General features: G+C 31.3%; 12 protein-coding genes. 10 read left to right on the forward strand and 2 right to left on the reverse strand.

The window, feature by feature from the left end:
• Positions 1–18 precede the first annotated feature (18 nt).
• The 5 genes from HYG85_RS16655 to HYG85_RS16675 all read left to right on the forward strand — a co-directional run bounded on the left by HYG85_RS16655 (position 19) and on the right by HYG85_RS16675 (position 5907).
• Positions 19–978 carry an ABC transporter permease gene (locus tag HYG85_RS16655; protein WP_212690599.1) on the forward strand — a complete coding sequence of 320 codons (960 nt, stop codon included), beginning with the start codon at positions 19–21 and terminating at the stop codon, positions 976–978.
• 18 nt (positions 979–996) lie between these two features.
• A complete protein-coding gene (locus HYG85_RS16660) occupies positions 997–2163 on the forward strand; it encodes a uroporphyrinogen decarboxylase family protein (protein WP_212690600.1) in 1167 nt (388 codons plus the stop codon).
• A gap of 204 nt (positions 2164–2367) precedes the next feature.
• Entirely contained in the window at positions 2368–2811 is a 444-nt protein-coding gene (locus tag HYG85_RS16665) for a histidine kinase (RefSeq protein WP_212690601.1), read from the forward strand.
• Positions 2812–2814: 3 nt separating this feature from the next.
• Positions 2815–4404, forward strand: a complete 1590-nt coding sequence (locus HYG85_RS16670; protein WP_212690602.1) for a response regulator — start codon at positions 2815–2817, stop codon at positions 4402–4404.
• An 18-nt stretch (positions 4405–4422) separates the two neighbouring features.
• On the forward strand, positions 4423–5907 hold the full coding sequence (locus tag HYG85_RS16675; protein ID WP_212690603.1) for a sensor histidine kinase: 1485 nt from the start codon (positions 4423–4425) through the stop codon (positions 5905–5907).
• A gap of 17 nt (positions 5908–5924) precedes the next feature.
• Here HYG85_RS16675 and HYG85_RS16680 read toward each other — a convergent pair whose 3' ends face one another.
• Both HYG85_RS16680 and dinB read right to left on the reverse strand, forming a co-directional pair.
• Entirely contained in the window at positions 5925–6974 is a 1050-nt protein-coding gene (locus HYG85_RS16680; protein ID WP_212690604.1) for a hypothetical protein, read from the reverse strand.
• 228 nt (positions 6975–7202) lie between these two features.
• On the reverse strand, positions 7203–8390 hold the full coding sequence (gene dinB / locus HYG85_RS16685) for a DNA polymerase IV (RefSeq protein ID WP_212690605.1): 1188 nt from the start codon (positions 8388–8390) through the stop codon (positions 7203–7205).
• A gap of 675 nt (positions 8391–9065) precedes the next feature.
• Between dinB and HYG85_RS16690 the strand changes: the two genes are divergently transcribed.
• The 5 genes from HYG85_RS16690 (at position 9066) to HYG85_RS16710 (ending at position 13523) form a co-directional block, all read left to right on the forward strand.
• On the forward strand, positions 9066–10133 hold the full coding sequence (locus HYG85_RS16690) for a branched-chain amino acid aminotransferase (RefSeq protein WP_212690606.1): 1068 nt from the start codon (positions 9066–9068) through the stop codon (positions 10131–10133).
• Between the two features lie 532 nt (positions 10134–10665).
• Positions 10666–11334: a P-loop NTPase family protein gene (locus tag HYG85_RS16695; protein WP_212690607.1), complete on the forward strand. Its 669-nt coding sequence runs from the start codon at positions 10666–10668 to the stop codon at positions 11332–11334.
• 151 nt (positions 11335–11485) lie between these two features.
• Positions 11486–11692, forward strand: a complete 207-nt coding sequence (locus HYG85_RS16700; protein WP_212690608.1) for a 4Fe-4S dicluster domain-containing protein — start codon at positions 11486–11488, stop codon at positions 11690–11692.
• 26 nt (positions 11693–11718) lie between these two features.
• Positions 11719–12783, forward strand: a complete 1065-nt coding sequence (locus HYG85_RS16705) for a 3-methyl-2-oxobutanoate dehydrogenase subunit VorB (RefSeq protein ID WP_244971215.1) — start codon at positions 11719–11721, stop codon at positions 12781–12783.
• A 2-nt stretch (positions 12784–12785) separates the two neighbouring features.
• Entirely contained in the window at positions 12786–13523 is a 738-nt protein-coding gene (locus tag HYG85_RS16710) for a thiamine pyrophosphate-dependent enzyme (protein ID WP_193774598.1), read from the forward strand.
• The last annotated feature ends 2 nt before the right edge of the window (positions 13524–13525 follow it).

Below are 13525 nucleotides of genomic sequence, written 5' to 3' on the forward strand. Positions count from 1 at the left end.
ATTTGAAGGAGTGAGTTTATGGAAGTCATAAAGAGAATAACAAAAATGAGAGAATTCATGATTTTTTCTATAGTATTTGTTATTTTTATAGTCATGAGTTTTGCGTCACCTTATTTTTTGAGTACAGGTAATATATTGGCTCTTATGCTGGGCTTGTCACTGGAAACTATAATTGCGGTAGCAATGGCTAATCTAATGGTTAGTGGTGGCTTTGATATGTCAGTTGGTTCTGTTGTAGGATTTGTAGGTGCTGTTGTAGCATTAACCATAAGAGCAGGTGTACCTGTTGTTTTAGCAGTACTAATAGGTCTTATTATTGGAGGGGCAATAGGGTGTTTTAATGGATTTATAATTTCTAAGATAGGCATTAACCCTTTTGTTACAACATTAGCTAGTTTAAGTTTATTTAGAGGACTGACACTAATCTTGACAAAAGGACAAAACATTACTGGGTTAGGTAGAACCTTCAAAGCTATAGGACAAAGTAAATTATTAGGTATACAGGCACCAATATGGTACGCAATCATTCTTGTAATAATAGGAGATATCTTGCTTCGTAAATCTAGATTTTTTAGACAAAACTATTATATAGGTGGAAATGAAAAAGCAGCAATATTATCAGGAATCAAAGCAAGTAAGATGAAGATATTGAATTATTCCTTAACTGGTTTATTAGCTGGGTTTGCAGGAATAGTAATGGCATCCAGATTAGGAGCTGCGTCTGTAACAGCTGGTACAGGATTGGAACTAAGGGTTATAACGGCTGTAATAATCGGTGGAGCCAGTTTAAGTGGTGGTGAAGGAACAGTAGTCGGTGCATTTTTTGGTGCTGTTCTAATGGCTCTCATAACTAATGCTCTTACTTTACTTGGAGTTGATGTTTATTGGCAGACATTTGTCATCGGTGCAACATTACTTATAGCAGTACTCATTGACCAAGCTGGGAAAGTGAGAAAAGAACGAAAAAAAGATAAATAACAATGAGGAGGTTATACTATGTCATATACGAGTTTTGAAAGAATAAAAAGGACGTTGGAACATAAAGAACCAGATAGAATTCCTTTTGATATTGGTGGAAGTGTTTTAACAGGAATGAATAAGGTATGTTATTCCAATTTGAGAGATTATCTGAAAATGCCTCACAAAGATATAGATATATTGGATGAAATGCAACAGCTTGCAAGAATAGATGAAGATATGAATAAAAGACTGAAGGTGGATGTGCGTTGTGTTGACCCGTTACCTCCAAATAAAATTGGATTATACAAGTCACCTGTAATAGATGGTAAGTATTATAAGAGAGTAGATGAATGGGGAATTGAGTGGAAAATGCCTATAAAACAAGGCTTATACTATGATATGGTAAAAGGTTCTCTAACTGATGCAAATTCCATCACAGATATTGAGAATTTCCCTTGGCCTGATCCAATAGATGAAGGTAGATTCAAGAACATGAAGGAAAAAGCAGATAGATATGTTTTTGAAGATAAAAAAGCCTACATCTTAGGTAGACAATATGCTGGTATATGGGAAACTGCACTTTGGATGTCAGGCTATGAAAAATTCTTTGTGGATATGGCTATAAACGAAAAATATGCTCATGCTCTAATGAATAAAATTACAGAATTAAAAATGCAGTATTGGGAGAGAGCATTAGACGAAGTTGGCGAGAACGTATTGATAGTATCTGAGGCTGATGATTTGGCTACACAGAATAGTTTGCTTTGTTCAGTAGATATGTATAAAAGATTAGTACATCCATATCACAAGAAGTTATTTGATTTCATAAAGAAAAAGGCTAAGAATAAAGTCTATATTTTTTATCATACATGTGGTGCGTGTAAACCTCTTATTCCATATTTAATAGATGAAGGGGTTGATATATTGAATCCAGTACAAGTCAACGCTAGTGATATGGATACCAAAGTGTTGAAAAGAGAATTTGGAAAAGATATCACTTTTTGGGGTGGTGGAGTCGATACTCAACAAGTACTGCCTTTTGGAACACCTGAACAAGTTAGGGAGGAAGTCAAGAAACGAATAGATGATTTAGCAAAAGACGGAGGATTTGTATTTGCTGCGGTACATAATGTACAAGGTGATGTACCACCAGAAAATTTCATGGCTATGTGGGAAACATTACAAGAATATGGTAAGTATTAATTGAACTAAAATTATTAGTATCATAAAATAAATAGAATATGTTGATAGTATATGTATACGTTTTAACAATGAATAGAACAATTGTATGTAATTATAGTTTGTTCTATTTTTTGTTAATAACCTAATATTTTTTCCCGTTCGTTGTATTTTATAATAACCATTGATACAATATATATATATAAATATTAGCGGGGTGAAACCATGTTGACAGAAAGGTTTTTAGAATTTACGCATCATATATTGATTAATGCATGTGAAATGAGCTATGTTGAAGAAGCTCATGGGACATTGGAGCTATTACAAAGATTAGATAGAATACTTAAATACTATGGCAATGATAAAGAATATGTAAGCCTTAATAAAGAAATAAATATATTGCAGGATTATATTTTTATCATGAAAATGAAACATGGTAATACTTGTGATCTGCGATTTTTAGGAACTGGTGAAGGTGAAGATATACAAATACATAGATTCAGTGTTATCAGTTATGTAGATAAGATTATACAAGAGCATAAAAATGATAGAGATAAATATACGACCTATCATATTTCGGTAGAGTTTGATGAAACGATTACACTTCTAGTGGAATCACAAAGTAATGAAGAAATGAAAAGCTATAGATGTAAGCTGGACAAAGAGGTATAGATTATGTATAAAGTATTGATTGTAGACGATGAAATTTTATCTAGATATGCTCTTAGAACATTGATTTCCAAAAATTTTAATAATCTTGAGGTAGTAGGTGAAGCAGAGAGTGGGAAACAAGCCATTACATTATGTGAAAAATTCAACCCTGATATTGTGATAATGGATATAAAAATGCCGGGGATGGACGGATTAGAAGCTTCTCAGAAAATATTGTCCAAGATGCCTGATATCAATATACTTATACTTACGGCTTATGATTATTTTGAATATATTCAAAAAGCAATGGAGATTGGTATTGTCAATTATCTATTAAAGCCTATTGTTACAAATGATACGGTGTATAAAATCAATAAAGTCCTAGAAAGTATAGAATCCAGAGGAGATATACAAAAGAAAAGTTTAGAAGAAAAAATAGAATCCATTATACCTGTCATTGAAAAAGAATTGGTTAATGCTTTTATAGAAGGAACTATTGATTCCAATGAGATAAATCATTATATGGAGGTTTTACAGTATCAGATATATAAAGGATATTTTATGTTGATATCCTTTCAGAATGATGATATGAAGCATATTAATAGTTCCATAATGAAAAGAAGAAATAGAGAAAAAATCATTAATACTGTTAAAAGATATCTACCGTTCATGACTTCTTTTATATTGGGAACTCCTATTGGGAATACAATAGTTCTTTTTATATATCAAAAAGAAAAAAACAATATAGACACAATAGAAGAATCTAAACTTATAGCAGCCAATCTAAGATATAAAATACGGATTATTGATAAATTAGATATATACTTAGGGATTGGAAATTGTTATAAGGATCCTAATAACTTTGGAAAATCATACCAGGAAAGCTGGGAATCATTGCAAAGGGCAATTAAAGAAAGCACAATATACCACTATTGCGATATGGAAAAATCCTATAAAGGACAAGTATTGTATCAATATCCAATCAAGTTAGAAAAAGAATTAACAGGAAAATTGAAAATAGGTTCCAAAGAGGAATGTTTACTTCTCTGTGAACAGATATTAGAGAATATATTTCATAATTGCTTTAATCTCAATATTTTAAAAGATTACTTATGCCAATTTATCTATAGTCTCAAACATAAAATGATTGAATTGAATGTTAGAGATGATATGATTAATTTTACTAGCACCATATCTGCCTTATCATCGATTAAAGAATCTGATGAAGTGAAAATATGGGTATATAATATTACAAATTATATACTAGATAAAATCTACGAAATGAAAAAACAAGATGAAACCCAAATTATTAAGGATATATATGATTATATAAACACTAATTTCAAGAAAGATATTTCACTAAATCAAGTTGCAGATCTGGTTGAATTATCTCCTCAGTATGTCAGTAAGCTGTTCAAAGATAAATTCAATGTGAATTTTATTGATTATATTATAGGACTTCGTTTAGAATCCTCAAAAGAATTACTGAAAAATACAAAACTCAAGATAAAAGAAATATCTAAACGTGTAGGATATGAAGACTCCAATTATTTTTGCCGGATATTTAAAAAAAATATAGGCATGAGTCCAAAAGAATATAGACATAAAAGATAATAGGTTAGGTGATATGAAATGAAAAGAAATAACAATAAACTAACTTTTAGGAAAATATTAACCTTATATTCTCTAGGAATTATATTAGTCATGTTAGCCATTAATTTCACATCTCTAAGTAGTTTGAAAAATAATTACTTCAGTTTTAACATGCACTTAACGGATTTATCTCAAGTCCATAATTTGTATGTTGAGATAGATGAACTCTATTCACATATTGATAATTATACATTAAGTGGAGACCATGACTATCTGGAAAAATATAATCACAAATTGAAAAATGTCATCAAAAAGATAGAAGATCATATGGAACGAACAACTGACAATGAGATCTATTACAAATATTATGATGCGAAAAATATGATAGCTACTTTTAGTTCCAGAAGTGATGCTATAATAAGAAATCATGATGTTCAAATGGAGCAAATATATATTGATGAATTATTATCTGAGCTGGAAAGACTCAAAAGTTATATACAGGAAGAATTACAATCAATTATTACATTGAAATTAAATGTAGTCAGTTCAATTTATTCTAATTTAAAAGGGGTAATACTTGATAAGGAAGGGCAGACGTTTTTATATACATTAATTATTACAATCGTTTGTTTCACAATAGCATACTTATTTTCCCAGCAATTATCCAAGCCAATACATCAATTGGTAATACAACTCAAAAAAGTAGCAAAAGGAAATTATGATACCACTGAGGTCAAAATAAGAGGACGTGGAGAATTACAGACCTTAATTGATTGTTTTAATTACATGATGGTTAAATTAAGAAAACAAATGGAACTGATAAACGAAAAGGCGGTCATGCAAAAAAAATTACAACAAGAAGAAATAAAGAATCTGGAAATGGCCAATTCATTAAAACAGTCCCAATTGAATTACTTGCAATCTCAGATTAATCCCCACTTCCTTTTTAACACACTTAACTCAATTGGAACTTTAGCAGATATTGAAGATGCCAAGCAAACGAAGATGATGTTAGAAAGTTTAAGTGAACTACTGAGATATAATCTAAAAAAAATTAATGATATCGTAACCCTTGAAGATGAATTCAACATAATAAAAAACTATATTTATATTCAAATGATCAGGTTTGGTAATAAGATTCAATATAATATTCATATGGATGAAAGTGTCAAAGATTTTATGGTACCCAGTATGATATTACAGCCTTTTGTTGAAAATGCAATGATTCATGGCTTGGAACAGAAAGAAGGAAAAGGACATCTAACTGTAGAAATAAAAGATGAGTCAGACCATATCAATATATTGATAAAAGACGATGGAATAGGTATGACACAGGAACAAGCAGAATCTCTATTAAAATATGAAGATGAAATAATACTAAATAAAAATTATACAAAAGGTATGGGCGTATGTAATGTTGTAAAAAGGCTGGTATTATATTTTGGTGAAAATATTGTATCTATAGAAAGCGGGATAGCTAAGGGTACAAGTACTACCATAAAAATTCCTAAGGAATCATTATAAGTTATGAAATAAAATAATTATCGAAGCTGTGCTCGCTTATCTATAAAAATTCTATCACTTTGCTTGACTACTAATTTAGGAATAATAGCAGTAATTAATTCTTTTTCATAATTTTTTATCTTTAAAAGTGAATCTATGATTTCGGGAAGGGTATTTGCATTATTTCTTACCATACACCTAAGGAATTTATTGACTAAGACCAACATTTGTTCTTTAAGGTTTGTATATTCTACAATAATATTTTCTGCTTGACGGATATAGGAGTTTTCCTGCATATACTTAAGTCTTTTAACCATTAAAACTTTGTGGCTATAAATATTGTGAAGTGACCTATAATCAAACTCTTTTTTATGCCTATGTATATCCCATAAAAAATCCATAACCGTATCATATACTTCTAAGCCATAAGTTTCACCACGCCAAGGCATTCTATATGACCTAAATCTATCAGTGGTTTCCACACATTCAAGATATTCTATAAAAGAATCTCTAACAAGCTTGGTGTCAAAAGTATACTCTGCTGATTTGTCATAACTTAGTAATAAAACACCACCTTTGAAATCAAATACAAAATCCTTTTTTTCACTAATCATATCAATAGATTTGATTAATGATTCATAGGGCACTTTTTCAAAAGAATACTTATTCTTGAAGGTAAAATCAGCAACATGAACAACCTCCTCAGAATCATCATATCCAAATATAAGGATATCATGAGGCAGTGAATCATAATCCAGAAAACACCCTTGTTCAACAACCATATAAATATAGTTGTCTTGATCAATGCATTTCTTTATAAATTCCAGGTAATCGTTACAGAAGGATTTAATTAATTTGCGTTTAATCAATTGGGTATATAATAAAGGACAGGTAAAAAAACTATCATCACCACGAGGTATAAAATCTAAGTTGCATGTATTGCTGAAAGAGTTGGCAACAAGCTGTATGTAATTACTATAGATCCAATCTACATTATTGCAATTTGCCTGCAATATAGAAAAAATGCCTGCTTGCCAAGTCCACGTGGCTATTGCAGGGTATTGCATTGGTAATATTTTTGACTTCATGTTCAAAATCCACCTTTCCATATAACTGTATTATTTATGTCAATGTTCAACATTAAGTTCTAGTTTATTATATTATTTTAGAAAAATACATCACACTTTATTATAGTATCTAATAATATTGTATAAAAAGGCTAGTGAATTGTCAATAGTTTTTTTAATAATAGAAAAATACAATTTAAAAATACACATATAAAACATTTGACATTATAATATGGAAAAAATTACTAACTATTTTGGTTTATATTTACTATTTATCAAAGAAGCTCTTTTAACAGAATTGTAACCAAAACGGCCACGAAGCTCATCTACTAATTTATCAACTTGCTCTTTTTTTACTGTATTTTTCTCGTTTTCAAAAAGAGATAACTGCCTATAATCTTGGTTGCCAAAATTCCCTATACCGACACCTAGTAATCTTACTGGTTTATCTAATGGTATATGGTCTAGCAGATTACATGCCATACTATAAATTGTATCAGTTACATCCGTAGGTTCATCAATAGTTATACTTCTAGTTATGACATTAAAATCATTATACTTTATTTTAATCGATATGGTTTTACCCTTTGAAATGTGCTTTCGAAGTCTCCAACTAACTGAATCTGCTAATAGCAAAGCTTCCTTTTTAAGTTCATCCAAATTACTTACATCCAAAGAAAAAGTAATCTCATTACTAATGCTTTTCATATCATTCTTTACATTAGGATTGATGATATCACTACCAATACCATTCGCAGAATTATGGATTTCCACAGCATACTTGTTACCCACAATCGTCTCCAATACACTCATTGGACATCTAGCTAAATCCCCAATCGTAGATATATCCATTTTATTAAGTGCTACAGTAGTCTTCTTACCAACACCATATAATTCTCCCACTGGTAAATCCCATAACTTCTCTTCCACATCCTTTGGATAAATCTCTGTAATACCCAGAGGCTTCTTATAATCAGATGCCATCTTAGCTAGCAATTTATTTGATGATATTCCTACCGAACAAGGTATATCTAATTCACCTAATAATCGGTTTTGAATAGTTATAGCCACCTCATGGGGCGAACCAAAAAGATTCTCTGTCCCAGTCATGTCCAAAAAAGCCTCATCAATTGAAAGTTGCTGTTTCAGAGGAGTATACTCATCAAAGATACCCATTATTTCTCTTGATATATTACTATAAAGATTATGAGTCGGCCTCACAACAGTAGCCTCGGGACATAACTTCACAGCCTGCCAAATAGGCATAGCCGTTTTAACCCCATAAGCTTTAGCATCATAACTAGCAGCTAATACAATACCACGTCTCTTCTGCGGATCTCCCCCCACAATTAAAGGTCCATCCTTCAATCTTGGATCATTAGCCTGCTCACAAGAAGCAAAAAAAGAATTCATATCAATATGAAGTATTGTTCTCATAATTATCCCTCTTACTATATGGGTATATAATTGTAAATTGATTACAAACCCGAATGTGTGTTCTTTTATAATGATACCATAAAAATGGATTGGAATGAATATATTTTTGTATTTGTGGATATAAATTATCGGAACTAGAAATCTTTTTTTCTTCTATTACATTCAAATATTAACTTTGAAATAGCCAAAAGTAGTTCACAGTAGAAGAAAAAGTTTTTTGTAATCCTATTGAAGGTTACTTCAAGCAAAATAGTATATGTATATGTGAAGTAGTGAGGCAGGACGCCGAACCCAGCTTTTTGCTCAGGACGAGCAAGTAGCTGGCGAAACATATACATATACTATTTTGCAAACACCACGTCCGAACAAAACACTTTTTTCTGACCTACCTGTATAAATAAAATCTATAATTGATATTATATTGCATTTGCCTATCAATGAGTATATAATATACTTTAAATAATTTGCAAAATATGAATTTACTTAAGCTTTAACTTACTTATGTTAAGTGTTTCGAATTAAACACATTTATAAATTAAAAATACATTAGTAACAAGACATTTTTTATAGTTTTATGATATTATTAAAAATAAGACAGAATATATTCAAGTTATTAAAACTTAAGTATGAAATTATAGGAAAAAATTTTCCTTATATTAAGAAGGGGGCATTCAAATGCTAAATATTAAATATGAATTGACCAAAGACCTAAAGCAAAAACCAGATTTCAATAATCTTGGATTCGGAACAAAATTTACTGATCATATGTTTATCATGGATTATACTGAAGGAAAAGGATGGCATGACCCAAGAATCGTACCATATCAACCAATCTCCCTAGATCCTTCCGCTATGGTTTTTCATTATGGACAAGAAATGTTTGAAGGAATGAAAGCATACAAAACTGAAGATGACAGAGTGCTTTTATTCAGACCTGAAAAAAACATTCACAGAACTAATGTAACTAATGAAAGACTATGTATTCCACAGATAGACGAAGACGATATGTTTCAAGCTATCAACGATCTAATAAAAGTAGAAAAAGACTGGATTCCAACTCCAAAAGGAACATCTCTATATATTAGACCTTTTATCATAGCTACTGATCCTTTCTTAGGTGTAAGAGCATCCAATTCTTATATGTTCATGGTTATACTATGTCCAGTTGGTGCTTATTACAAAGAAGGAATTAATCCTGTAAAAATATGGGTTGAAACTGAGTATGTTCGTGCAGTAAAAGGTGGTATTGGTTTCGCTAAGACAGGCGGAAACTATGCAGCTAGTATCAAAGCTCAAATGAAAGCTAAAGAAAGAGGATATTCTCAAGTATTATGGCTTGATGGAGTAGAAAGAAAATATGTTGAAGAAGTAGGAACTATGAACGTATTCTTCAAAATTGATGGAGAAGTTATTACACCATCCCTTGAAGGTAGTATATTAGCAGGTGTTACTAGAGATTCTGTTATTGAATTATTAAAATCTTGGAATATACCTGTTTCAGAAAGAAAACTCTCAATAGAAGAGATTTATGCTGCTGCTGAAGAAGGAAAACTTGAAGAAGCTTTCGGAACTGGAACAGCTGCAGTTATCTCACCAATTGGAGAACTTAACTACGATGGTAGAGTAATCAGTATAAATGATGGAAAAATAGGTGAAGTATCCCAAAAGATTTATGATACAATCACTGGCATCCAAACAGGTCATGTAGAAGATACTTATGGATGGGCAAAAGAAATAAAATAATTAGTATAATAAGATAAGAATTAACTATAAAAAAGAGGGTTTTAATATAACCTTCTTTTTTTATGGTTGTCAATTACTGTCAAAATAATAATATTAAGATTAAATATTATTAATCAATTACATATGATGGATTTATATAATGATTATCTTTTGATAATTTTCTTTATTAACTAAATTCATGGAATAAGTTTGCTAGAAATCTTGTTTGTTATATTTATTAATGTTATTATTAATTAAAGTAGTATCAATATAGGGAATATTTTTCGATTTACCACATTAATGTATTTGAGTGGTGGACTGATACAACATATTTGCTAATTGGTAAAAGTGCACAAAAATGATAATGAAAAATTGTTGCGTATTTACGACTTAATTCTCATTTTTTATTGGAAAATTAGTTTTGATATGTTATTATATAAGTATAAATGGTATAAATAACAAACTATTTATTGAAAACCTATAGTTATACTTAATATCTAAATGTGTTTCTGACAAGGACATAATGAAATAAACTATAGCAAAGGAGCGTAATATGGTAAAGGGATTAAATATTTCTATTTTTACAGGGAATTTTGGCAGCGGTAAGACTGAAATGGCAATCAATTCAGCTCTAAGATCTGCTGAACAAGGAAAGAAAACGGTACTTGTAGATGTTGATGTGGTTAATCCTTTTTTTCGTTCTGCAGAAGTTAAACCTTTATTGGAAGAGAAAAATATTAAGGTGATAACCCCTAATTTTGCAACAACGAATCTGGATATACCATCTTTACCGGCATCTATCTATAGTGTTTTTAGTATGGAAAATACTAATGTTTTCTTTGATGTAGGAGGCGACGAAGACGGGGCAACCAGCCTTGGTCAATTCAAAAGTTATTTTGATTCTTGTGATTATAAAATGTATTTTGTAATTAACACAAGAAGACCTTTTACTAATAATGAAGAAGATATCATAGGGCTTATGAAACAAGTGGAATTAAGATCAAGATTAAAGATAACGGATCTAGTAAACAATACTAATCTGTCCTACGAAACAACAGAAGATATTATATTACAAGGTCAGAAAATTATTGACAACGTATCGGATATGACAGGCATACCCATAACTTATATAAATGCAAAGAAAGATATATCTATAGAATTACCAGAAAAACATAAAGGCAAATTATTTTATATGGATTTATTTATGCAACCCAAATTTTAGGATAGAGTGATTATTCTTAATCACCTTCCTAAAGTATTTTGCTAGATTATGAAGTATTAATAATTATAGGAGCATTTAAATATAACTTTATCCAAACTTACAAAAGATGAACTAATATTTAAGTGTTTCCTTAGGTGAAAGGAGATTACATATGGCAAAGGTAACTTTTAATGAGGAGTTATGTAAGGGATGTGGGTTATGTACCACAGTATGTCCTAAAAAGATAGTGGTTTTATCAAAAGATAAGATTAATTCAAAAGGATATCATCCTGCCACTGTTACAGACATGGATCAATGTATTGGTTGTGCATTTTGTGCTACCATTTGTCCTGATGTCGTCATTAAAGTAGAGAAATAATTAGAGTATAGAATGGAGGAGTAATAATGGAAAAGGTTTTAATGAAGGGTAATGAAGCCATAGCAGAAGCTGCAATACAAGCTGGATGCAAATATTTTTTTGGTTATCCTATAACACCACAAAATGAAATTCCAGCATATATGGCTAAAAAATTACCTAAAATCGGAGGTGTTTTTTTACAAGCAGAATCCGAGGTTTCAGCCATAAATATGGTATACGGAGCAGCAGGAGCAGGAGCAAGAGTTATGACATCATCATCAAGTCCTGGAATAAGTCTAAAACAAGAGGGCATTTCATATATAGCAGGAGCAGGGTTACCATGTGTTATAGTTAACATAGTAAGAGGGGGCCCAGGTCTTGGAGGAATCCAACCAGCTCAGTCAGATTACTTCCAAGCTGTCAAAGGTGGAGGACATGGAGATTATAATCTAATCGTTTATGCTCCATCAACTTTACAAGAGATGGTTAGTCTTACAATGGAAGCATTTGATATAGCTGATATGTACAGGAATCCAGTAATGATTCTTGGAGACGGAATGCTTGGACAAATGATGGAACCAGTTGAATTCGTTAAACCACCTGCTAGAGATTTACCTGCGAAAGATTGGGCTACAACAGGCTGCGATGGAACTAGAAAACCTAATATTATTAATTCATTATATATAGACCCAGCTGAACTTGAAAAAGAAGTAGATAAGACATATAAAAAATATAAACTCATAGAGGAAAAAGAAGTAAGATATGAAAAATACAATTGTGATGATGCAGAAATAATCATAACTGCATATGGAACAACAGCAAGAATAGTAAAAAGTGTAATAGAAATGGCAAAAGAAGAAGGAATCAATGTAGGATTAATAAGACCTATAACATTATGGCCATTCCCTTATGAACCTGTTAGAGAATACGCTGACAAAGATCATGTGAAAGCATTCATGAGTGTTGAAATGAGTAAAGGTCAAATGATAGAAGATATAAGACTTGGAGTGAACGGAAAAAAAGACGTATATTTTTATGGCAGAACAGGTGGTATGGTACCAACTCCTGATGATATTATGGCAGAGATTAGAAAAATAGTGAAGGAGGTATAATAATGAAAGTAGTATTTGATAAACCAAAGGCCCTAACTGAAACTCCTTTTCATTATTGCCCTGGTTGTACTCATGGAATAATACATCGTTTAGTTGCTGAAGCAATAGATGACCTTAATATACAAGATAAAGCTATAGGTGTAGCACCTGTAGGATGTTCTGTTTTTGCATACAAATATTTTGGCTGTGATATGCATGAAGCAGCTCATGGTCGTGCTCCTGCAGTTGCAACAGGTATTAAAAGGGTTTTACCAGATAACATAGTTTTTACATATCAAGGTGACGGAGATTTAGCATCCATCGGAGCAGCTGAGATTGTTCATGCAGCAGCAAGAAATGAAAATATTACTGTAATTTTTGTTAATAATGCAATATATGGAATGACAGGTGGACAAATGGCACCAACAACATTAGTTGGTCAAGTAACAACTACATCTCCTTATGGAAGAGATCCAAAACTTGCAGGATTACCTATAAAAGTATCAGAAATGTTGGCTACTTTGGATGGAGCATATTACATAGAAAGAGTATCAGTTCATGACGTGAAACATATAAAACAAGCTAAAAAAGCTATTAAGAAAGCTTTCGAGAATCAAGTTAATAACAAAGGATTTTCATTAATTGAGGTGTTATCAACTTGCCCTACCAATTGGGGAATGTCACCTTCTGAAGCACTTGAATGGGTTAAAGATAGCATGGTTCCAGTATATCCTTTGGGTGTTAAAAAGGAGGGGGAGTAACA

The organism is Vallitalea guaymasensis (genome assembly GCF_018141425.1).
In the GTDB taxonomy this organism is placed as follows: domain Bacteria; phylum Bacillota; class Clostridia; order Lachnospirales; family Vallitaleaceae; genus Vallitalea; species Vallitalea guaymasensis.

Excerpts from the sequence above, each read along its gene's own strand:
- HYG85_RS16675 (WP_212690603.1), top strand. The coding sequence starts at position 4,423 with ATGAAAAGAAATAACAATAAACTAACTTTTAGGAAAATATTAACCTTA.
- HYG85_RS16690 (WP_212690606.1), top strand. The coding sequence starts at position 9,066 with ATGCTAAATATTAAATATGAATTGACCAAAGACCTAAAGCAAAAACCA.
- HYG85_RS16680 (WP_212690604.1), bottom strand. The coding sequence starts at position 6,974 with ATGAAGTCAAAAATATTACCAATGCAATACCCTGCAATAGCCACGTGG.
- HYG85_RS16655 (WP_212690599.1), top strand. The coding sequence starts at position 19 with ATGGAAGTCATAAAGAGAATAACAAAAATGAGAGAATTCATGATTTTT.
- dinB (WP_212690605.1), bottom strand. The coding sequence starts at position 8,390 with ATGAGAACAATACTTCATATTGATATGAATTCTTTTTTTGCTTCTTGT.
- HYG85_RS16700 (WP_212690608.1), top strand. The coding sequence starts at position 11,486 with ATGGCAAAGGTAACTTTTAATGAGGAGTTATGTAAGGGATGTGGGTTA.
- HYG85_RS16670 (WP_212690602.1), top strand. The coding sequence starts at position 2,815 with ATGTATAAAGTATTGATTGTAGACGATGAAATTTTATCTAGATATGCT.
- HYG85_RS16660 (WP_212690600.1), top strand. The coding sequence starts at position 997 with ATGTCATATACGAGTTTTGAAAGAATAAAAAGGACGTTGGAACATAAA.
- HYG85_RS16710 (WP_193774598.1), top strand. The coding sequence starts at position 12,786 with ATGAAAGTAGTATTTGATAAACCAAAGGCCCTAACTGAAACTCCTTTT.
- HYG85_RS16705 (WP_244971215.1), top strand. The coding sequence starts at position 11,719 with ATGGAAAAGGTTTTAATGAAGGGTAATGAAGCCATAGCAGAAGCTGCA.
- HYG85_RS16695 (WP_212690607.1), top strand. The coding sequence starts at position 10,666 with ATGGTAAAGGGATTAAATATTTCTATTTTTACAGGGAATTTTGGCAGC.